A 25,997-nucleotide genomic window follows, 5' to 3' on the forward strand; every position below is an offset into this window, starting at 1 on the left:
AGGGGATGAAACAAGGGATGCACCACAAACGCCCACCCCGCCAGGGGAAACAGTGCCCGCCTCAGTTCCCCGCACTATCCGTAGGCGTATTAAACGAATCCCGCAGCAAATAACTCATCGGCACCTCCAGATTCACCCCATTCGGCGGAATCGGCTGCTGGAACCACTTCTTGTAGAGCTTCGGCACCTCGCCGTCGACAATCAGCCGCGTCATCGACTGGTCGATCAGCTTCTTGAACTCCGGGTCCTGCTTGCTGAGCATGATGGCGTACGACGACACGAGCTGCGTCTTGCCCGCCAGGCGGTAGTCAGCCGGGTTCTTGGCCGTGGCGCGCATGCCCGAGAGCAGGATGTCGTCGCCCGCAAACGCATTGGCGCGGCCATCGGCCAGCATCGCAAACGCGCTGCGCAGGTCGTTGGCATCCACCACCTGCATCGTCATGCCCGTTTCGTTGAGCTTGCGTGCGAGGTCGGCATTGGTCGAGCCGCGCGCGGCCACCACAGTCTTGCCGTTCAGGTCTTCCCATTGCTGGATCGGCGAGCTGGCCTTCACCAGCATGCGGCCCTTGGTGATGTAGTGCGGGATCGTGAAGGCCACCTTCTGCCGGCGCTCCGGCGAGTTGTTCGTCGAGCCGCATTCCAGGTCGGCCTTGCCCGTGGCGATCACGTCCAGGCGGTTGGCGGCCGTGACGGGCACGTATTGCACTTTCAGGTCCGGGCGCTTGAGTGAGGTCTTGATCGAATCGATCAGTCGCGAGCAGATGTCGATCGTGTAGCCGACCGGTTTGCTGCCGTCGAGGTACGAGAAGGGAATGGAGTCTTCCCGATACGCCACATGCACCGTGCCGGAATCGCGGATGCGATCGAGCGTCGGGGTGGCGGCAGCAACATCGGGAGAGAAGAATGTGGCGGAAACGGCAGTGGGAACGGCAAGCGCGGCCAGCAGCCACGTGCGCGCGGGGAACGGCATCGTCAAAGTCCTAGGAGAGGTTCGGGCTTCTAATGGCCAGCCGACCGCATCGGGGCCCTATCGACGCGGCCGTGCGCGCAATCGATTGCCGGGCGACATCCGCCCGGCTGCGCAGCATTGGCTGGGGCGCGCCGTCACTCCCCCCGGGGAATGCCAAAACGTGAAGCAATGTCACGCGCCGCCATGGGCGCGCATTATGCGCTGCTTGCGGGTATACCCTCAAGCACCTGTTCGGTGCGTGGATAAACGGCCGGACGCCGGCCCGCAGCTTTGGGCGTTGTGCGAAAGCGTGCGCTCACGTAGAGCTGCATCCCGCGTTTGCGCTACACGGGCCAAGCGCGCTGCAGCACCGCGCCAAGCTCCTGCGCGTGCCCATCGAGCGTGCCGAACACACGGCCATGCTGATGATGGAAGCGGCTGGCGATGAAGCGCTCCGCGTCGTCCGGATGGGCGTGGGCCAGCATCAGCGCCGCCTGCGCGGTGAGCGCCAGCCCCTGCGCGATGCGGCGCGCTGACGTTTCCTGGATATCGCCCGGCTGATGCAGCATCGCCTGCAGCGCGGCCAGCTCGGCGCGCACGGCACGATGGCCCTGCGCGCGCTCGCCAATGTCGTGCACCAGGCGCAGCGCATCGTCGGGCGTGCGGGCGATGGCACGCAGCACGTCCAGGCACATCACGTTGCCCGAGCCCTCCCAGATGGAATTGACCGGCGCTTCGCGATACAGGCGCGCCATCGGGCCTTCTTCCACGTAGCCGTTGCCGCCCCAGACCTCCATCGCCTCGCCGGTCGCTTCGATGGTGCGCTTGCAGACCCAGAACTTGGCGGCGGGCGTGACGATGCGTTTCCACGCCGCGGCCAACGGATCGACATCGGCGCGTTCGAACGCATTGCCCAGTTCCATCATCAGCAAGGTCGCGGCTTGCGATTCCAGGGCCAGATCGGCCAGCACGTTGCGCATCAGCGGTTGGTCGGCCAGCAGGCGGCCGAATGCCATGCGATGGCGCGCGTGGTGCAGCGCCTGCATCAGCGCATGGCGCAGGATGGCCGCGCTGCCGATCACGCAATCGAGCCGCGTGTGCGTCGCCATCTCGATGATGGTCGGAATGCCGCGCCCTTCCTCGCCGATGAGGATGCCCTCGGCACCGCGAAACTCCACTTCGCTGCTCGCGTTCGAGCGGTTGCCGAGCTTGTCTTTCAGACGCTGGATCTGGATGGGGTTCTTGCTGCTGTCATCGCGAAAGCGCGGCACGAAGAAGCACGACAGCGGGCCGTCTTCCGCACCCATGCGCGCGACCACCAGGTGCGCATCGCACATCGGCGCAGAGAAGAACCACTTGTGGCCGGTGATGGCGTACGTTGCGCCACGGCCCTCGCCGCGCAAGGGCGTTGCCACCGTGGTGTTGCTGCGCACATCGGAGCCGCCCTGCTTTTCGGTCATGCCCATGCCGACGAGGATGGCGGTTTTCTGGCGCCACGGCAGATCGCGTGCGTCGTGTTCTCGGGCGTAGAGACGCGGCCCCAGGTCGGCAAACAGCGCGGTTTCTTTCTGCAGCACGGGAATGCTGGCGAACGTCATCGTCGCCGGGCACAGCGTGCCGGATTCGATCTGTGCCTGCATGAAATAACCGGCGGTGCGCGCGGCCCAGGCGCCCGGGCGCGGGTCGGCAAACGGCAGCGCCTGCAGCCCCTGGCTGCGCATCAGGCCGAGCAGCGCGTGCCAGGCCGGGTCGAAGCGGATGGCGTCGATGCGCTCGCCAGTGCGGCTGTGGGTGTGGAGTTCGGGGTGATAGGTGTTGGCCTCCGCGGCCCACTGCAGCGTCTCCGGCGCGCCGAGCTGGTCACCGAAGGCATGCAGCGCGCTGGCGTTCCAGCCGCCGCCCAGGCGTTCGAGCGCGCCTTGCAGCGTGGTGTCGGACGTGAATGGGTTGAAGCCGGTCAGGTCCGGGACCTGGTTGAAGACGCGGTGGGTGGCCTCTGTGGGCATTGGGAGTCTCCTGGCGTGGTGCTTTTGGTGTGTGGGCCATGGTAGACCACCGCGCGCTGGGGTGGGTGGAGGGGGATTTCCATACGCGGTCCTCATTCCGCTTGCAGGGCCGCCCCATCCTCCTGGTGGAAAATTCGAAGAGCCGGATTTATTTAGCCCAAGACTCATTGGCGCTTTCTAATTCGAAAATTCAAAAATGATCGGTGTCCGATATTTTTGGTGATGAATGGTCTCTGTGTCTCACTGCCCGGTCATGCCGTCTCAATATGCGTTCTTTTAAGGAGACGCGGCCGCGATATGAAGGGGAAAAATCCCAGAAAATCCTTGTCTGGCAACGGTTTGTCCGCCGGCCGGTGTTGACGGAAGGGGAGGCTTTTCTTAGCATCCCGTCCGGATCAATGTGTCAGTCAAAATAAATAAGAAAGACTGCGCTGATCTGACGGGGGATTTCCAAGGGATAACACGCAGCCATTGCGCAGATTATCGGCATGCAATGGAGTGCCGGTGTGCAAATCCCACGCGCTATTCCCCTGTGAAGGGGGAGTGCCTGGCAGCAGCCAGGCTCTGAATTTCACAAGAACGCTCGAGAGAAAAAGCTCGCAAGACAGCGGGCCGGAACGAGGGAGAAATGCGCGTGCTGACACAAAACAGCCCGTTTGACCGGCGTGGGGTCGCCGGATGGTCAATGTTCCGTTGTCTGCAGGCGCACGGTCGGGCATGGCTGCGCCGGGGCTTGCTGGCTGTGCTGGCGATCTGGCTGGCGGTGTTGTCGCAAGCAGCGCTCGCCGCCGCCTGCACCGTCACATTCGCGACCAACATGAATGTGCAGAAGTCCTATGTCTTTACGGGCGCGGACACGAGCAACTGCGACCCCTTCCTGGCCGGTATTGCTTACGATGCTGCCGGCGGTATGAACAATTCATCCAGCTCGGCCGTTCTTAAGGGAACCGCCCAAGGCGGCACAATCGCCATCTACAGCGGTTCGGTACCGCCCTCGGGCGATCCGTTTACCAGTGGTTTCGTATACACCCCGCCGAACAACTTCAGTGGCACCGATACCGCCATGTTCTACACGAGCAATGACGGCGCCACTTGGGTGCCTAACGGTATCGTCAGCATCACTGTCATCTCAACCGCCCCGACGGTGACGAGCATTTCGCCGAACTCAGGCACGACCGCCGGTGCCACCTCGGTCAACATCACCGGCACGAATTTCGCCGGCACCACGGCGGTCAAGTTTGGCGCGACCAACGCAAGCGGCTTCAGCATCAACAGCGCCACGTCGATCACAGCCACCGCGCCCGCGGGTGCGGCCGGTACGGTTGATGTCACCGTCACCAACGCTAACGGAACCAGCCCCACCGGCGCCGCCGACCAATACACCTTTGTGGCGCCTCCCGTCGCGAACGCGGTCAGCGCGACCGTTGCGCACGGCAGCACAAGCAACCCCGTCACGCTGAACATCACCGGCGGCGCGCCGACCGGCGTGGCTGTCGGAACGCAGGCAGCGCACGGCACAGCGACCGCGTCGGGCACGTCGATCACCTACACACCCAACGCGTCGTACTCTGGCTCGGACTCATTCACGTACACGGCGACCAACGCGGGTGGCACGTCCGCGCCGGCCACCGTGACTGTCACCGTGTCGAATCCGACCGTCACGTACGGGCCGTCGTCTCCTGCGGCGGGCACGGTGGGTACGGCTTATAGCCAAACGCTGGCTTCGGCCAGCGGCGGCACGGCGCCTTACACCTATACGGTCGCGTCGGGCGCGCTGCCAGCGGGCATCTCGCTGGCCAGCAATGGCACGCTGTCGGGCACGCCCACGGCAGGCGGTACGTTCAACTTCACCGTGACGGCCACCGACAGCAGCACGGGTGCCGGCCCGTTTACAGCGACCAGCGGCACGCTCACGCTGACCATCGCCGCGCCGACGATCACGCTCTCGCCGTCCGCACTGCCCAATGCCACGGTTGCGACGGCATATAGCCAGACGATAACGGCCAGCGGCGGTACGGCGGCCTACACCTACGCCATCACGTCAGGAGCGTTGCCGGCCGGCCTCACGCTCAGTTCTGGCGGCGTGCTGTCGGGGACGCCCACGGCAGGCGGCACGTTCAACTTCACCGTGGCCACGACCGATATCAGTACCGGCAGCGGTCCGTATACCGGTAGCCGCGCCTATTCGCTGGTGGTCAATGCGCCCACGTTGGCGATCACACCGGCATCGGGCATCTCAGCGCTTCAGCCGGCGTGGCGTACAGCCAGAGCTTCACGGTGAGCGGCGGCCTGACGCCGTACACCTATAGCCTGGAGGTCAATAGCGGGACGATGCCGACCGGTCTCTCGTTCAACACCGGTACCGGCGTGTTGTCCGGTACGCCCATCACCACGGGCGTGGTCAATTTCACGATCACTGCCACCGACCACGCAACGGGCACGGGCCCGTACAGCACGTCTGGTACCTACACGCTGACCACCTCGGCGCCCACCATTACCGTGTCGCCCGCCACGCTGACTGCGGCGACTGTGGGCGTCGCCTACAGCCAGACTGCCACGGCCGGCGGGGGTGCCGCGCCTTATGGCTACGCGCTGACGGCTGGTGCGCTGCCGGCTGGCCTGACCTTGAACGGCAGCACCGGCGCAATCACCGGTACGCCCACGGCGGGGGGCAACTTCAACTTCACCGTCACGGCCACCGACGCCAACAGCTATACCGGCGCGCGCGCGTACACGCTGACGGTCAACGCAGCCACCATCTCGGTCAGCCCGAGCACGTTGCCGGGCGGCACCATCGCCACGGCATACAGCCAGACCCTCTTGGCAAGCGGCGGCACAGGTCCCTACACGTACGCCGTCACGGCAGGTTCGCTGCCGACGGGGCTGTCGCTGTCCAGCAACGGCACGCTCTCGGGTACGCCCACGGCGGGCGGCGCATTCAACTTCACTGTCACTGCGACTGACAGCAGCACCGGAAGCGGCCCCTACACGGGTAGCCGGGCCTACACGCTGACGGTTGGGGTGCCCACGTTGGCGATCACGCCGGCATCGGGCTCGCTGAGCGGTACGGCCGGCACGGCCTACAGCCGAACCTTCACGGCCAGCGGCGGGACCAGTCCTTACACCTACGCGCTGACGATCACCGCAGGCACGATGCCCGCAGGCATGTCGTTCAACATCGCCACCGCCACGCTGTCGGGCACGCCCACTTCGGCGGGGACCGTCACCTTCAATGTGGTGGCTACCGACAGCAGCTCGGGCAGCGGACCGTATTCGATAACCGGAACCTACACGCTGACCTTTGCGGCACCCAGCATCTCGGTGTCACCCGCCACGTTGCCCAATCCAGCCATTGCCACGGCCTACAGCCAGACCGTGACGGCCGCCAATGGCACCGCGCCGTACATCTATGCTGTGACGGCGGGCGCATTGCCGGCTGGCTTGAGCCTGAACACCTCCGGCGTGCTGTCGGGCACGCCCACCGCAGGCGGCAACTTCAACTTCACCATCACGGCTACCGACGCCAACAGCTTCACGGCCAGCCGTGCCTACAGCGTCACCATCGGCGCGCCCACTGTCACGGTAAATCCCGCCGCCGCAACGTCGGCCCAGATCACCACGGCCTACAGCCAGACCTTCAGCGCCACGGGCGGCACCGCGCCTTACACGTACGCCGTCACCACCGGTACGTTGCCCGCGGGCCTCAGCCTGAACGCAAGCACAGGCGTTCTGTCGGGCACGCCCACCACACTGGGCAGCAGCACGTTCACTGTGAAGGCCACCGACAGCAGCACCGGCACCGGCGCCCCGTACAGCGGGACTCGCAGCTACACGATCACGGTCGGCCAGGTGATCGGCACCGCGCCGGCAATCACGGCCACCACCCCGTCGACGACGCCGATCACGCTGCATGCAACGGCCAATGCAACGGGCGGTCCGTTCACGTCCATCGCGATTGTCAGTCCGCCTGCCAGCGGCACCGCCGTCGTCAACGGTCTGGACATCGTCTACACGCCAACCCCGACCACCTCTGGCGCCGTCAACTTCACCTATGCGCTGATCAATACGGCCGGCACTTCCGCGCCGATTCCGGTGACGGTCAACGTGAACGCGGTGCCGATTGCCGTGGCGCAGAAACAGGCCATCACGTCGTCGGGGCAGGGGGTGAGCGTGGACTTGACCGAAGGCGCCACGGGTGGCCCCTTCACGGCGGCGACGCTGGTGTCGGTGGTGCCAGCCAACGCCGGTACGGCCACGATCGTGCAGAAGGCCGTGCAGACGCCGGCAGGCGTGAGGAGCCCGGCTGCGGCGGCATCGACCTACGTGCTGAACTTCACTCCGTCGGGCACCTACAGCGGTCAAGCTGCCATCACCTACACGCTGTCCAACGCGTTTGCCACCTCGGCGCCGGCAACCGTGCAGGTGAACGTTGCTCCGCGCAAGGACCCCTCCGCCGACCCGGATGTGGCGGGCCTGGTCAACGCGCAAGTCCAGGCCGCGCGCCGCTTTGCCACCACGCAGATCGACAACTACAACCGTCGCCTTGAAGCGCTGCATGGCACGGGCCGGGCACCGTCAAGCAACGGTCTGACAGTCGCCATGCCGGGCCAGCGCGTGGACATGCAGGCGCGTTGCCAGGATGTGGTCGGCATTTCCGCGCACGATGCGTGCATGCGCGGTGAGGGCCAGGGCGTGCGGCCATTCGCACGGGCCAAGCGCACCACCGATGCGGCCAACGGCAACGCCGACAAGTCGAACGCAGATGCCGGCCCTGACCTGCCCGGTGCCGACGTGGCGGGCGTGGGCCAGGACAACACCGACCCGAACCTCGCGTTCTGGAGCGCCGGTACGCTGGACTTCGGTTTCGCCAACGCTGGCTCGCAACGCTCTGGTTTCCGCTTCACCACAGGCGGCGTGACGGCCGGCGCGGATTACCGCGTGTCCGATCAGCTCTCGATCGGTGCCGGTTTCGGCTACGGGCGCGATTCCACCGACATCGGCAACGCGGGCACCAAGAGCACCGGCGACAGCTATAGCCTCGCGCTCTACGGCAGCTATCGTCCGCTGCCATCGTTGTTCGTCGATGGCGTGGCGGGCTTCGGCACGCTCAGCTTCGACTCGCGCCGCTGGGTGACGGATTCCAACGACTTCGCCACCGGCAAGCGCAACGGCAAGCAGATGTTCGCGTCCGTGTCGGCCGGCTATGAGCATCGCGATCGCACCTGGCTGATCTCGCCCTACGGCCGCCTGTCGGTCTCGCAATCGACGCTGGATCAGTTCAGCGAATCGGGCGCCGGCCTCAACGCGCTGACGTATTTCGACCAGACGGTGACGACGGTATCCGGCACGCTCGGCCTGCGTGCGGAATACATCCAGAAGACCAAGTGGGGCACGTTCCTGCCGTTCGCGCGCGTGGAGTACCAGCACGACTTCAATGGGCAGAGCAACGCAGGGTTGGCGTATGCCGATCTGGCATCGGCGGGCCCTGCTTATTACGTGCCCGGTACGCCGTTTGGGCGCGATCGCATGCAGATCGGGTTGGGAACGAAGTTCCGCACCGGACCGCTCACGTTTGGGTTGGACTACAGCGTGATGGCCGGGATGGGCGGTTTGCAGCAGGGGATTCGGTTGACGTTTGCTGCGCCGTTCTGAGGCAACACGCGGTCAGCGCCCAACAAAAAGCCAGCCTTGGGGCTGGCTTTTCTTTCGGACGCGATCTCAGCGCATCAGCTTGCCGTCGAGGACGCCGCCGGTTTTTCTCCGGTCAGCAAGTAATGCATCAACTCCCGCACCGGCCGAATCGCCTCCCCAAACGGCAGCTTGCCCGCACCGCGGAAGAACAACCCGCGCTCCACATCGCCCCGCAGCGCCTGCGCCAGCTTCAGGTCAATGCAGAACTGCCCCACCTTGCCGATCCCATCCCGCAGCCCGCACGTCTGCAGACAATCGAACCCCTGCAGGCAATCCCGCACCTTGGCCTTGGCCTGCAGCGCGCTCTCGCGCGACAGATAACGCGACAGCCAAGGCGTCATCACGGCCCGCGCCGGCAGACCGGCCACACTGACAAACTCGCCGATATCGCCTTGCTCCGCACCCGTCAGCACCCGCTTGAAGCGGACGTGCGCATCACCCTCTTCCGTCACGGCAAATGCAGTGCCGAGCTGCACCGCAGCGGCGCCCTTGTCGAGCCAGTGCTTCACCTTGGCATGCGAATCGATGCCGCCCGCCAGGATGATCGGAATCTGCTCCGCTGCCAGCCCCAGCTTGATGAACAACTCACGGCATTCGTCCAGCACGCGCGCGAAAGAAAAGCGCTCGTCGCGCAGATCTTCAATGCGCGCCGCGCCCAGGTGCCCGCCCGCATGCGTCGGATGCTCGATCACCACCGCATCCGGCAGCCGCGACTTCTTCATCCAACGTTTGAGCACCACGCCCACGCCGCGCGAGTCGGAAAGAATCGGGATGAGCGCCACATTCGGATGCTCCGCCGTCATCTCGGGCAGATCGAGCGGCAGGCCCGCGCCCATGACGATCGCATCGGCACCGCTCTCGCACGCCTGCCGCACCAGCGCCGGGTGCGATTCCACGGCCTTCATCACGTTCACGGCAATCATGCCGTTGCCCTGGCTGCCTTCACGCGCGGCGCGAATCTCGCGGTCCAGCGCGACGAGGTTGGCGGCGTTGATCGCGTCCTTGTCGCGCGATTTCTCAGTCGCGGCAACAAGGTCTGCATGGTGATGCCGCAAGTCGATGCTGGCGATGGTGCCCACGCCGCCTTCGCGCGCCACGGCGCCGGCCAGCCGGTGCGCCGAAATACCCACGCCCATCCCGCCCTGCACGATGGGTACGAGGCTGCGCCCCGCGAGTGTGAACCGACGCTCCAGCATGACAACTCCCAGCGGCCGTGCCGCAATGCAATAGAAAAGGGATTGAGCGTCGCATAGGTGAAACGCGGCGGGGTTGCGCAAGATCAAGGCAGGCTGCGCCGGTGCGCGCCGCCGCACATTGCGTGGCGGTTTGGACTGAAATGACCCGTCGACCGTCACGTCACCGGTTTTCGTGCTGGCAACGCCGGCAGCCCTGTGCTTAAATTCAGCCTCGTTGGATGAAACAGGGGTGCCGTACGGATGGGCCGTGCGGCTGAGAGAGTCCCTTCGCACCCGATCCGGTTCGTACCGGCGTGGGAAGTTTCAGAACACCGCGTAGTCTCTGGCAGCCACCCATCAGTTTTCTTCGGGTCCGCCACCTCTCCCGGTTTCGTCCACTGCCTGCTCCACCAGGCCACAGAATCAAGGACGAGACCATGCCCCAAGCCAAAAACGCCCCCGCCGCATCGTTCGACTCGCTGCAGTCCGAGCTCGACCAGAAGTTCGCCTATCCGGCCTCCAGCAAGACGTACATCGTCGGCAGCCGCCCGGACATCCGCGTGCCGATGCGCACCATCAAGCAGACCGCTACGCGCACCGACAAGGGCGAGATGCTGAACCCGCCGGTGCCGGTGTACGACACCTCGGGCCCGTACTCCGACCCCGACGTGCACATCGACCTGAAGGCCGGTCTGGCCCCGCTGCGCGCCAAGTGGATCGACGAGCGCGGCGATACGGAAATCCTCTCGGGCCTGTCGTCGGAATACGGCCAGACGCGCGCCAACGACCCGGCCACGGCGCACCTGCGCTTCTCGCACATCTCCAAGCCGCGCCGCGCCAAGGCTGGCGCCAACGTGAGCCAGATGCACTACGCGCGCCGCGGCATCATCACGCCGGAAATGGAGTACGTCGCGCTGCGCGAATCGCTGAACCTGCAGGCGCTGCAAGACAAGCCCGAGTACCGCCAGCTGCTCAAGCAGCACCCGGGCTTCTCGTACGGCGCGAACCTGCCGCAGCGCCCGGAAGACATCACGCCGGAATTCGTGCGTGCCGAAGTGGCCGCCGGCCGCGCAATCATTCCCGCCAACATCAACCACACCGAGCTGGAGCCGATGGCCATCGGCCGCAACTTCCGCGTGAAGATCAACGGCAACCTCGGCAACTCGGCGGTCACGTCGTCGTTGGCAGAGGAAGTGGAAAAGATGGTGTGGGCGATCCGCTGGGGCGCCGACACGATCATGGACCTGTCCACCGGCAAGCACATTCACGAGACGCGCGAATGGATCCTGCGCAACTCGCCGGTGCCCATCGGCACGGTGCCGATCTACCAGGCGCTGGACAAGACCGGCGGCGTGGCGGAAGACCTGACGTGGGAGATGTTCCGCGACACGCTCATCGAGCAGGCCGAGCAGGGCGTGGACTACTTCACCATCCACGCCGGCGTGCTGCTGCGCTACGTGCCGCTCACGGCCGATCGCATCACCGGCATCGTCTCGCGCGGTGGCTCGATCATGGCCAAGTGGTGCCTGGCGCATCACAAGGAAAACTTCCTGTACACGCACTTCGACGAGATCTGCGAAATCATGAAGGCGTACGACGTGTCGTTCAGCCTGGGCGATGGCTTGCGCCCGGGTTGCATTGCCGACTCGAACGACGCCGCGCAATTCGGCGAGCTGCACACGCTGGGCGAACTGACCAAGAAGGCGTGGGAGCACGACGTGCAGGTCATGATCGAAGGCCCGGGCCACGTGCCGCTGCAACGCGTGCAGGCCAACATGGACGAAGAGCTGAAGCACTGCTTCGAAGCCCCGTTCTACACGCTGGGCCCGCTGGTGACCGACATCGCCCCGGGCTACGACCACATCACCAGCGGCATTGGCGCGGCCAACATCGGCTGGTACGGCACGGCCATGCTGTGCTACGTCACGCCCAAGGAACACCTGGGCCTGCCGGACAAGGAAGACGTGCGCGAAGGCATCATCACCTACAAGATCGCCGCGCATGCAGCGGACCTTGCCAAGGGCTGGCCCGGCGCGCAGCTGCGTGACAACGCGCTGTCGAAGGCCCGCTTCGAATTCCGCTGGGAAGACCAGTTCAACCTCGGCCTCGATCCGGAGAAGGCGCGCGCCTTCCACGATGAAACGCTGCCGGCCGAGGGCGCCAAGATCGCGCACTTCTGTTCGATGTGCGGTCCGAAGTTCTGCTCGATGAAGATCACGCAGGAAGTGCGCGACTACGCGGCCACGCTCGATTCCAACGCCACAGCCGCAGTCCAGGGCATGGAAGAGAAGTCGATCGAGTTCCGCAAGACAGGCGGCAAGATCTACAGCTAACCACAACCGGTGCAATGCCAACTTCCACTTCCTTTGACGTAACGATCCTCGGCGGCGGCCTCGCTGGCCGCCTGTGTGCCTGGCAACTCGCGCAAACGGGAGTGCCCCCCGCGCGCATTGCGTGGTGGAGCGCGGCGCGCGCGACGGCAGCGGTGCTGCTGCCTACGTCGCCGCGGCCATGCTGGCACCGCTGGCCGAAGCCGCCGTGGCCGATCGTTTTGTCGTGGACTTGGGGTTGGCAAGCCTGGCGCTGTGGCGCGATTGGTTGCCCAAGCTGCGCACGCCGGTGTTCTTCCAGGAGGCCGGCACGCTCGTCGTGTGGCATGCGGCAGACCGCGGTGAGGCATCGCTGTTTGCCAACCACGTGCGCAATGCCGCGCCGCCCGAGCGCGTGGCCGCCGATCTGCGTGCTGTGGACGCATCCGGCATCGCCCAGCTCGAGCCGCTGCTCGCGCAACGCTTCACGCAGGGGCTGTATCTGGCAGGCGAAGGCCAGCTTGACCCGCGCGGCGTATTGGATGCGCTGGCGACGGAGCTGGAAGCGCTGGGCGTGCAATTGCGCTGGAACACGGAAGTTGCTGATCCGAGCCCCGACGCGCTTGCCGCTGCAGGGCTTGGCGCGCGCCTTGTGCTCGATTGCCGCGGCCTCGGTGCCAAGCCGCAATGGCCGCGCCTGCGTGGTCTGCGTGGCGAAGTGGCGCGCATCCATGCGCCGGACGTGTCGCTCACGCGGCCGGTGCGCATGCTGCATCCGCGCTACCCGCTGTACATCGCGCCCAAGCCGGGCAACGTGTACGTGATCGGCGCGACCGAGTTGGAATCCGACGATATGTCGCCGGCAAGCGTGCGCTCCACGCTGGAACTGCTCTCCGCTGCCTACGCCGTGCACCCCGCGTTTGGCGAGGCGCGTGTGCTGGAACTGAATACGCAGTGCCGCCCGACGCTGCCCGACCACCGTCCGGCCATCCGCTGGGACGGCGCTGGCACGTTGTCGGTCAACGGCCTGTACCGGCACGGCTACATGATCGCGCCCGCCGTCACCCAAGCCGCGGTGGCCGCGGCGTGCGATGTGCTGGACGGCTGTGCCTTCGATACGGACGACTGCGAATGGCCCGCGCTGTTTGCTGACGCCGCATCCCCCGAACCTGTTTTGTCATGACGCTGAACGTCACCCTCAACGACCTGTCACTGGCGCTGCCTGCGGGCAGCACGCTGGCCGACGCCATTGGTGCTGCCACGCCGCAACTGCAGATCGCGCCGCCGTTTGCCGCCTCCGTGAATGGCGACTTTGTGCCCAAGGCGCGCCATGCGCAGCACGCGCTCAAGACAGGCGACCGCATTGCACTCGTGCAGCCCGTCGTGGGCGGCTAGGAGTCTTCGATGACCACTACGAATCTTTCCGCCGTGGCGGACCCGCTGCGCCTCTACGACGAGAGCTTCGCCTCGCGCCTGCTGCTCGGCACGGCGCGTTATCCGTCACCGCAATCGCTGGAAGACGCCGTGCGCGTGTCCAACCCGGCCATGCTGACGGTGGCGCTGCGCCGCCAGAGCGCGGGCTCGCCCGAAGGCGGTGCGGGCTTCTGGAAGATGCTGCGCGAACTCGGCGTGCCCGTGCTGCCGAACACCGCCGGCTGCTATTCCGCAGACGAGGCCTACACCCTCGCGCAGATGTCGCGCGAAGTGTTCGAGACGGACTGGATCAAGCTCGAAGTCATCGGCGACGACTACACGCTGCAGCCTGACACGCTCGCGCTGCCGGCCGCTGCTGAACGCCTGATCCGCGACGGCTTCAAGGTGTTGCCGTACTGCACTGAAGACCTCGTGCTGTGCCGCCGCCTGCTCGACGTCGGCTGCCAGGCGCTGATGCCGTGGGCCGCACCCATCGGCACCGGCCGCGGGCCCACCAACCCGTACGGCCTACGCCTCCTGCGCGAGCGCCTGCCCAACGTACCGCTGATCGTCGATGCGGGCCTGGGTGTGCCGTCGCATGCCACGCAGGTGATGGAATGGGGCTACGACGCCGTGCTGCTCAACACCGCCGTCGCCCAAGCCGGCGACCCGGTGGCGATGGCGCAGGCGTTTGCGATGGCCACGCAGGCCGGCCGCCTTGCGCGGCTGTCTGGCCCGATGCCCGAGCGTGATGTCGCGCAGGCCAGCACGCCGGTTGTAGGCTTGCCGTTCTGGCATGCGGAAGAGAAGCAGGCATGAGTGCATCCGCCTTGCGTTTTTCCGCCGCGTGGCCGGAAGCGGCTGCTTTTTCCGCACAGATCATCGACCGCCATACCGAAGCCTTCGGTCGCGCACCGCACGCCTGGAGCGTGACCGACCGCGCCGACGAAGCCACGAGCGCCGCCACGGTCCTGCTGACGACCGATACGGCGCAAGCCGAACGTGCGCGCTCTGCTGGCGCCGCTGTTGTGTTGACTGCAGTGGAAGGCGACCAGCGCATCGACACGGTGCACGATCGCCTCGGCATGTATCGCTTCACGTCCGCGGTACATGGAGATGCGCTAGACGCGCGCTTCGTCGCCATCTTCGGTGCGGCACTTGCGCTGGCGTTCGAGCCGCGTGATGCGCTGTGCGTGGCACGCGCGTGGATTGCCGAAGGCAATGCCGATGCCCTCGCTTGGCCCACGCAATTCGATGCCTTGCCTCGCGTGCTTGAACCGGCGTTGCCGTGCCCGACCGCAGCTGACCTTGCCTTTGCGCCGTGCCCGACGCAGCTCGGTATCTACGCCGTCGTGCCGGATGCGGACTGGGTGGCGCGCCTCGTCGCCCTCAAGGTGCCGACGGTGCAACTGCGCTTCAAGTCGGACGACGCGCAAGCCGTGGTGGACCAGGTGCGCCGCGCAGAAGCCGCCGCACGTGGCAGCGCCACGCGCCTGTTCATCAATGACCACTGGCAAGTCGCGCTCGACGTGCATGCGCAGGTGCAGGGCAGCGGCATCTACGGCATTCACCTCGGCCAGGAAGACATCGACGATGCCGACCTGGTGGCGATCCGCTCGGCCGGTTTGCGCCTTGGCATCAGCACGCACGGCTTTGCTGAAATGCTGCGCGTCGCACCGTTGAACCCGAGCTACCTTGCGCTGGGCGCCGTGTTCGCCACGCCCACCAAGACCATGCCGACCGTGCCGCAGGGCCTCGGCCGCCTGTTCGCGTACGCGGCGGCCATGCGCACGCGCGTGCCGGCGCCGCCGCTGGTCGCCATCGGTGGCATCGACCTGGCAGCGATGCCCCGCGTGCTGGAATCCGGCGTGGGCTCCGTGGCGGTGGTGCGCGCCATCACCCAGGCGGCCGATGTGCCGGCTGCGGTGGACGCACTGCAAGCGACGTTCGCGGCGCACGTGCGCGCGTAAGCATCGTCCGCCGCACGTCATGCCCGCTGGCGCCGCCCAGCCGGGTTTTTGCTGACCTATCCTGTTCGTGCGCCGCTGCGGTTGCTGCCGCAGCGGCTTTCCAACACACGCTGCAGGAGACAAGACATGGCGGTCCAGCCCATCCCCGAGGGTTACCACAGCGTCACCCCGTACCTGAGCATCAAAGGCGCCGCGCGCGCCATCGACTTCTACAAGCAGGCCTTCGGCGCCACCGAGATCATGCGCATGAACGGCCCCAACGGCACCATCGCGCACGCAGAAATCCGCATCGGCAATTCGCCCATCATGCTGGCCGATGAATTCCCCAACATGGCTTGCGCCAGTCCCGACACGCTGCAGAGCACGTCGGTCGGCATGATGATCTACGTACCCAACGTCGACACCGTGTTTGCCAATGCGCTGAAGGCCGGCGGCACGGAAGTCCGCCCCGTGGTGGACCAGTTCTACGGCGACCGCTCCGGCACGCTCAAAGACCCGTTCGGCCACGTGTGGACCGTGTCCACGCATGTCGAAGACGTGGCGCCTGATGAGATGGCCAGGCGTATGGAGAAGTGGACGAAGGAGCAGGCGGCGGCATCGGCCTGACATCGGCGGTGCAAAGAAAAAAGCGCGGACGAGAGCCGCGCTTTTTTTTGCCTGAGTTGATCGCTCAACGCGCCTGACACGTCACCTGCACATTGTTCACATCGCCATTGACCGTGCCGCTGCCATTGGTCACCACGCAGTTGGCCGATGCGGGCTGCGAGCTGATCGTCACCACATAGCTGTCGTCGAAGGGCACCAGCCCGCCAAACACGAACGGACCGTTGGCGGCCAGCGTGAGCGAATCGCGGCCGTTGTTGAGCAACACGATCGACTGGCCGCCGGGCAGCCCGGACAACGTACCGCCAATCGAGAAGGCGCTGCCGATGGGCGAGCCGAGGCTGATGTAGCCGTTACAGGCACCGAGCAGCGCGCACAGCACAGCCACCGGAAGGCAGCGAACCAGCATGAGCGGCAGGCGTTTCATGGCAGCTCCTGATCAGTCTTCCTCGACATCCACTTCAAGCGAACGCGGTGCGGCGAGCGGGCGCGGCGCGAAACCGTGATTCAACGGACCGGCGCCACGACCGAGCGCGAGGTGGCGGCCGGCACCGATGGCGTGCAGCAGGTAATCGAGCGAGGCTTCGATGGCGACTTCCAGCGCATCGCCGCGCGCCAGGTGGGCGGCAATGGCGGCAGACAGCGTGCAGCCGGTGCCGTGCGTGTGCGGCGTGTCGATGTAGGTATGCGCGTAGACGCGCTCGGTGCCATCGGCGGTGACAAGCACGTCTTGCAGCACGCCGTCTTCACCGGCATTGGACGTGGCGCTCAGGTGCCCACCCTTGAGCAGCACCGCGCGGGGCCCAAGCGCCAGCAGGTCGCGCGCGGCGGGCAGCATGTCTTCGGCGGTGCGCACCTCGCGGCCGAGCAGCGCGCTGGCTTCCGGCAGGTTCGGCGTGACGACCAACGCGCGCGGGAAGAGCCATTTCGCCATCGCCTGCACCGTGGCGTCGCTACCGAGCTGCGCGCCGCTGGTGCTGACCATGACCGGATCGACGACGAGGTTGGCGATCGGGTGGCGGTCCAGCGCGGAGAGAATGGCCTCCACCGCCTGCGGCGTGCCGAGCATGCCGGTCTTGGCGGCATCGACGCCAATGTCGCTTGCCACGGCGTCGATCTGCGCGGCAACGATATCGGGGGTGAGCGATTCCACCGCCGTCACGCCCAGCGTGTTCTGCGCGGTGATGGCCGTGATGGCCGACATGCCGTAGCAGCCGAGCGCGGCAAACGTCTTCAGGTCAGCCTGGATGCCCGCACCGCCGCCGCTGTCCGAACCGGCGATGGTGAGCACGCGCGGCACGTGCGAGGCAGGAGCGGCAAACGCAGCGAGGGTCGGGTCGGTGATCGTCATGGCAAGCGCGAGCGTTGGGGGGTGTTTCGCACTATAGCGCTATCGCGGCCGGATCGACGCGCCGGCCTCTGAGCCCGGAAGGCGCCTGTTTCAGGGCCAAGCGCGAAGCGAAAACCGTGAAGCACGACGGTTTTTGGTTCGGGCGCGAGGCTCAAACCGTGAGCGGCGATCGTTTCCGGCCTGAATGCGAGCGTCAGACCGTGGAGCGCGACCCCCTTACCCTCGATCACGAGGCCTAAACCGTGGAGCGTCACCCTGTGAGGGTCGAAGGCGGGGCTCAGAGTGCGGCGCACCGCTGTCAAAGCACCGTTTTGTTGGCTCTTGGAGAGCCGCGGGTGGGGCTCCGAGCGCCGTTCGCCACCCTCCAAGGCTGGCGCGTGAGGGTTGGAGCGTGGAAGGCGGCCGTCCGAGGTCGAAAATTTGAAGCTCGGAGAGCGGAGCACGGGCCTTGGACCCCGGCGATCGGCTGTCCGAGCTTGGAGCGCGAGGCTTTGTGCCTTGCGCTCGGGCCGCAGACGTCGGCGCGTCAGTCCATGAGGTCGGTGTAATCGGCGGCGGCGTAGCGCTGGGCGCGTTCCCACGGTGCGGCGGCGGGCGCCGGCAACGCTGTCACGCGCGTGAGCTTGCGTTGCGTGCCGGTGGCGTTGCGCGATTCCACGCGGCGCGGGTATTGGCCGGCCACGTCCCAATCGACGGTGACGGTGCGCTCGCCCTGCGTCGAGCGGTAGGTCTGCACGCCGTTGCGTACCGGGCCTTCGGCGCGCATGCCTTTGAGTGCGGCGGGGTCGAGCAGGTGATACGCCGTCGCCCACGAGCCATCAAAGCCGATGTTGGAATATTCGGCCGGTTCCACGGCGTAGTTTTTCTGCTGGGATTCGCTGACCACGCGCACGGTCAGCGCGCCCTTGGCGTCGCGTTCGATCCAGCGCGGGGCGGTGTCGGTATCGGCGTGCTTGTGGCCGGCATGGGCGTTGGCGTGGTCGTGCTCGGCGTGCGCCGAAGCGGGCGGCAGTTCGCGGGCGATCCAGACGCGGTCACCCTGGCGGTAGACGCGCTCGGCAAAGCGGACGTCGCGCTGGATGCCGTCGGTGCCGAGCGACGACATCTGGTGTTCGACGCGCAAGGCGGTCAGCGCGTTGGACGAAGCGGGGCCGGCGGCCTGCGCCGTAGCAGCGAGGGCGGCGAAGGCGAACGAAAACAGAATGCGGGCAGATCGGGTCATACGAAGTCGGTCAGGCTGAAACGAAAAAAGCGCATGCCGATTGCCTCGGCATGCGCGTCAATGGAAACGCAGGAATCAGAGGCCCATGGCCGTCTTGACCACGCCGAACACTTTCGTGTTGTCCAGCGTGCCCTTCAGCGGTGTGCTGCCCGGACCAGAGGAGAACAGCATCACATCCCCGCCGCCGTGCGTTTCCGAACCAGGCGTGCCGAGCTGCACCCCCACTTCCTGCAGGTAATCGTCTGCAGCCGTGTCGACCGAGGCTACGTTGTCGCGTGTGGCCTTGCGTGTCGTGCCGCCGTTGCCGAACACCAGCGTGGTGTACGGCAGGCCGTCGGCAGCCAATTGCGGCTGGCCGGTCTTGATGTCGTTCGACACGCCCAGGATCGGGTTGCCCTTGCGCGGGTAGCCGTTGATCGTCATCGTGTGATCGTGGTCGGCCGTGACGACGATCAGCGTGTTCGACAGATCCGCCGTGCCCAGCGCACGCTTGATGGCTTCGTCGAATGCGCCCGCGTCTTCCAGTGCGCGCTTGGCGTTGGTGCCGTGCAGCGCGTGGTCGATGCGGCCGCCTTCCACCATCAGGAAGTAGCCCTTGCCGTTTTTCTGCAGCACGCGGATGGCCTTCTCGGTCATGTCCGCCAGGCTGGGCTCGTCCACATTGTTCTTCTTGCGGTCCAGCTCGTAGTTCATGTGGTCGAGGTTGAACAGGCCGAGCAGCTTGGTCGTCGTGGCCGGGTTGACGGCCGTCAGTTGCGTGCCGGTCGACACATAGGTGTAGTTGGCCGCCTGGAACTGGGCGATCAGGTCGGTCGTGTCGGTGCGCTTGCTGCCCGTCGTGCCTTGCGGCAGGTAATGACGGCGGCCGCCGCCGAGCAGCACGTCCAGGCCATCCTTGAGCGCGGCGTTGTACAGCGTGTTGCCCGGCGTGCCTTGCGCGGCGATGGTGTTCTCGCCGTCGCGGTGGCAGACGTGCGAGTAGGTGGCGGCCGGCGTGGCGTGCGTCACGCGCGTGGTCGTCACCGCGCCCACCGACTTGCCGGCGGCCTTGGCCAGCTCCAGCAGCGTGACGGCAGGCGTGCCGTTGTTGGCGGGACACGTGCTGTCTGCACCGCTCACGTAGCCCTTGCCGGTGGCATCGCTGGCCTTCGTGTCCTGCGACATGGAGATGACTTCGTTGTTCATCTTCACGCCGGTCATGTAGGCCGACATCGACGGCGCGCTGTCGGTGGTCTGCGCATCGTTGGAATACGTCTTGATGCGTGCCGTGCGCTTGAGCGATTCCATCGTCAGGCGGCCGGCCTCGCCCACCTTGTAGATGCGCGTGGCGGTGACGGTGGTCGGGCCCATGCCGTCGCCCAGGAAGAAGATCACGTTCTTGGCTTCACCGGCGGCGTGCGCTTGGGCGCAGGCACCGGCTGCCAGCGCCAGCAGCGTGGCGCGCAGGATACGGTTCGATTGCGTGTTCATGATGTGCCCTCTCCCTCTTACAGACCCACGGCCTGCTTGATGAGGCCGAAGACCTCGGTGTTGTCCATCGTGCCGGTAAAGCGCTCGGCACCCAGGCCGCGTGCGCCGATGAAGACATCGGTGCCGCCGTGCGTTTCGCCGCCCGGTGCAACCGGGATCACGGCTTCCTGGTGGTAGCTCTTGTCGTACACGGCGGCATCGGTCAGTGCGCCGCGCGTGGCCGGGCGGTTCTCGCCCGTGCCGAAGCCGATGATCGTGAACGGGTTGCCGCCCGTGTCGGTGGCGTTGGCGCCCGTCACGTAGTTCTTCAGCAGGCCCAGCACGCCGGGGTTGCTGTCACTGGTCGGGCCCGTGCGCTTGGCGTAGCCGTTGAGCACCAGCGTGTGGTCGTGGTCAGCCGTCACGACGATCAGCGTGTTCTTCAGGCCCGGGTCGATCGTGTTGAGCTTGTCGATCGCGCCCCGGATGGCGGAGTCGAATGCCACGGTGTCCTGCAGCGCCTTGCGGGCGGTGGTTTCGTGCAGCGCGTGGTCGATGCGGCCGCCTTCCACCATCAGGAAGAAGCCCTTCTTCTTGGCGGCGAGCACGTCGATGGCCTTGTTGGTCATCTCGCCCAGGCTCGGCTCCTTGCTCGGATCACGATCCAGGTCGTACGACATGTGGCTGCTGGTGAACAGGCCGACGACCTTGCCGTCGGTGGCTTGCAGCGTGTCGAATTCGGCCTTGTTGCTGGCATAGCGGTAGCCGCCGGCCTTCAGTTCGGCGATCAGGTCGCGGCCGTCGGTGCGTGCGCCGCCTGCGGTGGTCGGCTGGAAGTGCTTGCGGCCGCCGCCGAAGACGACGTCCACGCCATCGCCCAGCGCGGCGTTGAAGCCCTTGCCGGCCGGCGTGAGCTGCGCGGCGATGGTGTTCTCGCCATCGCGGTGGCAGATGTGCGAATACGTGGCGGCCGGCGTGGCGTGCGTGATGCGCGTGGTGGTGACCACGCCCGTGCCGTAGCCCGCAGCCTTCATCAATTCGAGCAGCGTCGTGACGGGCTTGCCGTTGCCGCTGGGGCAGGTGCTGTCGGCGCCCGAGAGGTAATCCTTGCCGCCCGCGTCATACGCCATCGTGTCCGGCGACATCGAGATGACCTCGTTGTTCATCTTCACGCCGGTCATGTAGGCCGACATCGACGGCGCGGAATCCGTCACCTGCGCGTTGTTCGAATACGTGCGCACGAAGCCGGTTTCGGGCAGCGTGTCCATGGTCAGTTCGCCGTCTTCGCCCACCTTGTAGATGCGCGCGGCGGTCATGGTGGTCAGGCCCATGCCGTCGCCCAGGAAGAACACCACGTTCTTGGTCGGGGTGGTGGCGGGCGTACCGGTATCCGGCGCGGCGGTGCCGGCATTGCTCGATGTGCCGTCGCTGCCGCACGCAGCCATGGCCAGTGCAGCGGCCGCGGCGGCGGCGTACTTCGTGAGTTTATGGTTGTGCATCGTTGGCTCCCTGAACGATGCCGGGCACTTTGGTGGCCGTGTGTTGCACGTACGTGATGCGGGTGCGCCACTTCCTAACCGGATCGCAAGGTTGGCGTGTGACAGCGCATTGACAGTGCCGCGTGAAGCGCGTTACGGCGGTTCCGTTGCCTGAGCAGGTAGCCCCTCGCGAGCCGGTATGCGGCGCGATACGATGCGGCATCTGCGATTTGCCCTGCGCCGCCCATGCTCACCCGCCAGTTCGTCAGCCACGTCACGCTGCGGCGCGACACCGTTGCCGCCTTCGACGCCTATCCGTTCAGCCTGCCCGCCGTGCGCGCGCTTGAGACGCTGGAGCTGCATCCCAAGGTCACGTTCCTCGTCGGGGAAAACGGCTCGGGCAAATCCACGCTCATGGAGGCGATTGCCGTGGCGCTCGGCTTCAACGCCGAGGGCGGCTCGCGCAACTTCAACTTCAGCACGCACGCGTCGCACTCGGAGCTGCACGCGCATCTGCGCATCGCACGCGGCTTTCGCAAGCCCCGCACCGAATTCTTCCTGCGCGCCGAGAGCTTCTATAACGTTGCCAGCGAGATCGAGCGGCTGAATGTCGGCCATTACTACGGCGAAAAATCGCTGCATGCGCAATCGCACGGCGAATCGTTTCTCGCGCTGTTGATGAACCGCTTCGGCCCGAACGGCCTGTACCTGCTCGACGAACCCGAGGCGGCGCTGTCACCGCCACGGCAGCTGGCAGTGCTCACGCGCCTGCATGACCTGGTGCAGGCGGAAAGCCAATTCGTGATCGCCACCCACTCGCCGATCCTGATGGCTTATCCCGACGCCTGGATCTATCAATGTGACGGCGACGGCATTCGGCGCATCGCCTATGAGGAGACCGAGCACTTTCAGGTCACGCGGGACTTTTTGGCGAATCCGCAACGGATGCTGAACATGCTGCTGGAGCAATGAACTGCCGTGGTGGCGGTCGGCCGAATCCGCTACAATCCAGCCCATTCCGAGGAGCGTTGCAACGGGTGGGCACTGCCCCAACCGCCAGGCTCGGAAGTTCAAACGGCGCTCGCAGTATCGTGGCTGACACGATGGCGAGAACGCATCTATCCGGGGCCCCAGCATGGGCCCCGTCTCAGTGGTCATCTCCCCGCGTGCGGTCACCCTTCTTTTCCGGAGTGATCCAATGAACGCTGTCACCGAACTGAAACACGATTACCTCGTCGCCGACATCAAGCTGGCCGACTGGGGCCGCAAGGAAATCGCCATTGCTGAGACCGAAATGCCCGGCTTGATGGCGATCCGCGAGGAATTTGCCGCCAGCCAGCCGCTCAAGGGCGCACGCATTGCCGGCTCGCTGCACATGACGATCCAGACCGCCGTGCTGATCGAGACGCTCAAGGCACTCGGCGCCGACGTGCGCTGGGCCTCGTGCAACATCTTCTCGACGCAGGACCACGCTGCCGCCGCGATTGCCGCATCGGGCACGCCGGTGTTCGCCTTCAAGGGCGAATCGCTCAAGGAATACTGGGACTTCACCCACCGCATCTTCGAATGGGCCGACGGCGGCACGCCGAACATGATCCTGGACGACGGCGGCGATGCAACGCTGCTGCTGCACCTGGGCGCCCGCGCCGAGAAAGACGCTTCCGTGATCGCCAAGCCGGGCAGCGAAGAAGAGACCTTCCTGTTTGCCGCCATCAAGGAAAAGCTGGCCAAGGACGCCACGTTCTACAGCCGCAACCTGGACGCCATCAAGGGCGTGACCGAAGAAACCACCACGGGCGTGCATCGCCTGTACCAGATGGCCCAGCGCGGCGAGCTGCGCTTCCCGGCCATCAACGTGAACGACTCGGTCACCAAGAGCAAGTTCGACAACCTGTACGGCTGCCGTGAATCGCTGGTCGACGGCATCAAGCGCGCGACCGACGTGATGATCGCCGGCAAGGTGGCGGTCGTGGCCGGCTACGGCGACGTGGGCAAGGGTTCGGCACAGGCACTGCGCGCACTGTCGGCGCAAGTGTGGGTGACCGAAATCGACCCGATCTGCGCGCTGCAGGCCGCCATGGAAGGCTACCGCGTGGTGACGATGGATTACGCCGCCGAGCACGGCGACATCTTCGTGACCTGCACGGGCAACTACCACGTCATCACGCACGACCACATGGCCAAGATGAAGGACCAGGCCATCGTCTGCAACATCGGCCACTTCGACAACGAGATCGACATCGCGTCCGTCGAGAAGTACCAGTGGGAAGAGATCAAGCCGCAGGTCGATCACGTGATCTTCCCCGACGGCAAGAAGATCATCATCCTGGCCAAGGGCCGCCTGGTGAACCTGGGTTGCGCCACGGGCCACCCGTCGTACGTGATGAGCAGCTCGTTCGCCAACCAGACCATCGCGCAGATCGAACTCTGGACCGAAGCGGTGAAGGGCTCGAACAAGTACCCGGTGGGCGTCTACACGCTGCCCAAGCACCTGGACGAGAAGGTCGCGCGCCTGCAGCTGAAGAAGCTGAATGCGCAACTGACCGAGCTGACGGACCAGCAAGCCGCCTACATCGGCGTGAGCAAGGAAGGCCCGTACAAGGCTGACCACTACCGCTACTAAGCCGTACCTGTCGGCGGCATTCCCCGCCGCCGGCTCTCCAACCGAGGACTCCTCCATGAGACTGCTCGCTGTCTGGGTCATCAACGCGCTGGCGTTGCTTCTTGTCGCCTATCTGCTCAAAGGCATCCACGTCAACGGCTTCGGCTCCGCGCTGATCGCGGCGCTCGTGCTGGGTCTGGTCAACACGCTGATCCGCCCGATCCTGGTGATCCTCACCCTGCCGGTGACGCTGCTCACGCTCGGGCTGTTCATCTTCATCATCAACGCGCTGCTGTTCCTGTTTGTCGGCAACCTGCTGGCGGGCTTTCAGGTGGCCAGCTTTGGCGCCGCGCTGCTGGGTTCCATCCTGTACAGCGTGATCTCGTGGCTGCTCTCGAGCCTGCTGCTGCGCGAGGCTTAAGGTTTCTGTCATGCAAGACCGTCAATTCAGTTTCGAATTCTTCCCGCCCAAGACGGCGGAAGGCGCCGAGAAGCTGCGCAACACGCGCGCGCAACTCTCGCCGCTCAAGCCGCGCTTCATCTCCGTGACGTTCGGCGCGGGCGGCACCACGCAACAGGGCACGCTCGACGCCGTGGTGGAAATCCAGCGTGAAGGCATCGAAGCGGCGCCGCACCTGTCGTGCGTAGGTTCGTCGCGCGAGAGCATCCGCGGCATTCTCAATACGTATCGCGAACACGGCATCCGCCGCATCGTCGCGTTGCGCGGCGACATGCCGTCGGGCATGGGCGAGATCGGTGAATTCCGCTTCGCCAACGAGCTGGTCGAGTTCATCCGCCAGGAAACCGGCGAGGCGTTCCACATCGAAGTGGCGGCGTATCCCGAATACCACCCGCAGTCGCGCTCGGCGCGGCACGATCTGGAGAACTTCGCCCGCAAGGTGAAGGCCGGTGCGGACTCTGCCATCACGCAATACTTCTTCAACGCCGACGCGTATTTCCAGTTCGTCGACGACGCACGCAAGCTCGGCGTGGACGTGCCCATCGTGCCCGGCATCATGCCGATCACGAATTCGTCGCAGCTCATGCGCTTTTCCGAGATGTGCGGTGCGGAAGTGCCGCGCTGGATCGCGAAGCGCCTCGAAGGTTTTGGCGACGATCGTGAGTCGATCCGCGCCTTCGGCCTGGACGTGGTGACGGCCATGTGCGACCGCCTGCTGCAAGGCGCGCGCCGGGCCTGCACTTCTACACGCTGAACGCCGCCGGCTCCACGCGGGCGATCTGGCAGCGACTGGGCCTGTAAAGAGAACGCGCACAGCAAAGGAGATCGTCATGGCCGCCGCACCCGATCCGCTGATCGCCTGGTTGCTTGACGAACTCCGGCCGCTGGCGGCACAGATCGGCGAGATCCGCGCCCGCCGCATGTTCAGCGGTGCGGCGCTGTATTACGACGACATCGTGTTTGCGCTGGTGCTGCGCGGCACGTCTTACCTGCGCGTGGACGACCTCACGCGCGAACGTTTCCTTGCTGAAAAATGCACGCCGTTCAGTTACGAGCGCAACGGCCGCACCATCAGCATGACGGGTTATCTGAGCACGCCGGCGGAGGCGCTTGATGGTGGGCAGCCATTGCGCGACTGGGCGCGGCTAGCCATTGAAGCCGCGCTGCGTGGCGCCAATGCCAAGGCCGCCAAGCCGAAGCGCGCCGCAGCAAAGACTGCCAAGGCGCCCAAGGCAACAAAAACAACGGCAGCCAAAAAGGCCGCCGCCAAGAAAGTGCCTGCCAAGAAGGCTGCAGCAAAGAAAGCTGCCAAGCGCTGA

General features: G+C 65.8%; 17 protein-coding genes, 3 pseudogenes and 2 riboswitches. Of the genes and pseudogenes, 12 read left to right on the top strand and 8 right to left on the bottom strand.

Annotation, left to right across the window (positions count from 1 at the left end):
• Positions 1-61 precede the first annotated feature (61 nt).
• Together FUT88_RS10535 and FUT88_RS10540 are read right to left on the bottom strand one after the other, a co-directional pair.
• Positions 62-970, bottom strand: a complete 909-nt coding sequence (locus FUT88_RS10535; protein ID WP_147214966.1) for an amino acid ABC transporter substrate-binding protein — start codon at positions 968-970, stop codon at positions 62-64.
• A 323-nt stretch (positions 971-1,293) separates the two neighbouring features.
• Complete coding sequence (locus tag FUT88_RS10540) at positions 1,294-2,955, bottom strand: acyl-CoA dehydrogenase family protein (RefSeq protein WP_147214968.1); 1,662 nt, start codon at positions 2,953-2,955, stop codon at positions 1,294-1,296.
• 628 nt (positions 2,956-3,583) lie between these two features.
• Here FUT88_RS10540 and FUT88_RS10545 point away from each other — a divergent pair.
• Positions 3,584-8,607 (top strand): annotated as a pseudogene (locus FUT88_RS10545) (putative Ig domain-containing protein).
• Positions 8,608-8,681: 74 nt separating this feature from the next.
• Here FUT88_RS10545 and FUT88_RS10550 read toward each other — a convergent pair.
• Positions 8,682-9,842, bottom strand: a complete 1,161-nt coding sequence (locus tag FUT88_RS10550) for an NAD(P)H-dependent flavin oxidoreductase (RefSeq protein WP_147214970.1) — start codon at positions 9,840-9,842, stop codon at positions 8,682-8,684.
• 215 nt (positions 9,843-10,057) lie between these two features.
• Positions 10,058-10,159, top strand: a riboswitch (TPP riboswitch).
• A gap of 99 nt (positions 10,160-10,258) precedes the next feature.
• Between FUT88_RS10550 and thiC the strand changes: the two genes are divergently transcribed.
• The 6 genes and pseudogenes from thiC (at position 10,259) to FUT88_RS10580 (ending at position 16,119) form a co-directional block, all read left to right on the top strand.
• Positions 10,259-12,154: a phosphomethylpyrimidine synthase ThiC gene (gene thiC / locus FUT88_RS10555; RefSeq protein WP_147214971.1), complete on the top strand. Its 1,896-nt coding sequence runs from the start codon at positions 10,259-10,261 to the stop codon at positions 12,152-12,154.
• Between the two features lie 14 nt (positions 12,155-12,168).
• Positions 12,169-13,313 (top strand): annotated as a pseudogene (locus tag FUT88_RS10560) (FAD-dependent oxidoreductase).
• Positions 13,310-13,525: a sulfur carrier protein ThiS gene (thiS, locus tag FUT88_RS10565; protein ID WP_027678722.1), complete on the top strand. Its 216-nt coding sequence runs from the start codon at positions 13,310-13,312 to the stop codon at positions 13,523-13,525. Before FUT88_RS10560 ends, thiS begins: the two are co-directional and overlap by 4 nt.
• 9 nt (positions 13,526-13,534) lie before the next feature.
• A complete protein-coding gene (locus FUT88_RS10570; protein ID WP_147214973.1) occupies positions 13,535-14,362 on the top strand; it encodes a thiazole synthase in 828 nt (275 codons plus the stop codon).
• On the top strand, positions 14,359-15,513 hold the full coding sequence (locus FUT88_RS10575) for a thiamine phosphate synthase (RefSeq protein ID WP_147214975.1): 1,155 nt from the start codon (positions 14,359-14,361) through the stop codon (positions 15,511-15,513). The genes FUT88_RS10570 and FUT88_RS10575 overlap by 4 nt, the downstream gene beginning before the upstream one ends.
• Positions 15,514-15,639: 126 nt before the next feature.
• A complete protein-coding gene (locus FUT88_RS10580; protein WP_147214977.1) occupies positions 15,640-16,119 on the top strand; it encodes a VOC family protein in 480 nt (159 codons plus the stop codon).
• A gap of 64 nt (positions 16,120-16,183) precedes the next feature.
• Here FUT88_RS10580 and FUT88_RS10585 read toward each other — a convergent pair whose 3' ends face one another.
• The 5 genes from FUT88_RS10585 to FUT88_RS10605 form a co-directional block, all read right to left on the bottom strand.
• Positions 16,184-16,543: a DUF4369 domain-containing protein gene (locus tag FUT88_RS10585; protein ID WP_147214979.1), complete on the bottom strand. Its 360-nt coding sequence runs from the start codon at positions 16,541-16,543 to the stop codon at positions 16,184-16,186.
• Between the two features lie 12 nt (positions 16,544-16,555).
• Positions 16,556-17,467: a bifunctional hydroxymethylpyrimidine kinase/phosphomethylpyrimidine kinase gene (gene thiD, locus FUT88_RS10590; protein ID WP_147214981.1), complete on the bottom strand. Its 912-nt coding sequence runs from the start codon at positions 17,465-17,467 to the stop codon at positions 16,556-16,558.
• Between the two features lie 526 nt (positions 17,468-17,993).
• Positions 17,994-18,689: a hypothetical protein gene (locus FUT88_RS10595; RefSeq protein WP_147214982.1), complete on the bottom strand. Its 696-nt coding sequence runs from the start codon at positions 18,687-18,689 to the stop codon at positions 17,994-17,996.
• Positions 18,690-18,764: 75 nt separating this feature from the next.
• On the bottom strand, positions 18,765-20,159 hold the full coding sequence (locus FUT88_RS10600) for an alkaline phosphatase (protein ID WP_147214984.1): 1,395 nt from the start codon (positions 20,157-20,159) through the stop codon (positions 18,765-18,767).
• Between the two features lie 17 nt (positions 20,160-20,176).
• Positions 20,177-21,637, bottom strand: coding sequence for an alkaline phosphatase (locus FUT88_RS10605; protein WP_147214986.1), 1,461 nt, complete (start codon positions 21,635-21,637; stop codon positions 20,177-20,179).
• Between the two features lie 225 nt (positions 21,638-21,862).
• On the opposite strand from FUT88_RS10605, the gene FUT88_RS10610 reads away from it, so the two are divergent.
• The 5 genes and pseudogenes from FUT88_RS10610 (at position 21,863) to FUT88_RS10630 (ending at position 25,997) form a co-directional block, all read left to right on the top strand.
• A complete protein-coding gene (locus FUT88_RS10610; protein WP_147214988.1) occupies positions 21,863-22,588 on the top strand; it encodes an AAA family ATPase in 726 nt (241 codons plus the stop codon).
• A 42-nt stretch (positions 22,589-22,630) separates the two neighbouring features.
• Positions 22,631-22,706, top strand: a riboswitch (S-adenosyl-L-homocysteine riboswitch).
• A gap of 108 nt (positions 22,707-22,814) precedes the next feature.
• Positions 22,815-24,239: an adenosylhomocysteinase gene (gene ahcY / locus FUT88_RS10615; RefSeq protein ID WP_102064133.1), complete on the top strand. Its 1,425-nt coding sequence runs from the start codon at positions 22,815-22,817 to the stop codon at positions 24,237-24,239.
• A 55-nt stretch (positions 24,240-24,294) separates the two neighbouring features.
• Positions 24,295-24,639, top strand: a complete 345-nt coding sequence (locus FUT88_RS10620) for a phage holin family protein (protein WP_004628357.1) — start codon at positions 24,295-24,297, stop codon at positions 24,637-24,639.
• Between the two features lie 10 nt (positions 24,640-24,649).
• Positions 24,650-25,479: pseudogene (gene metF / locus FUT88_RS10625) on the top strand (methylenetetrahydrofolate reductase [NAD(P)H]).
• Positions 25,480-25,508: 29 nt separating this feature from the next.
• Positions 25,509-25,997 (top strand): TfoX/Sxy family protein, encoded by a 489-nt coding sequence (locus FUT88_RS10630; protein WP_147214989.1) that lies wholly within the window; start codon positions 25,509-25,511, stop codon positions 25,995-25,997.

The sequence above is a fragment of the Ralstonia sp. TCR112 genome, assembly GCF_007997035.1.
Lineage (GTDB): Bacteria > Pseudomonadota > Gammaproteobacteria > Burkholderiales > Burkholderiaceae > Ralstonia > Ralstonia edaphi.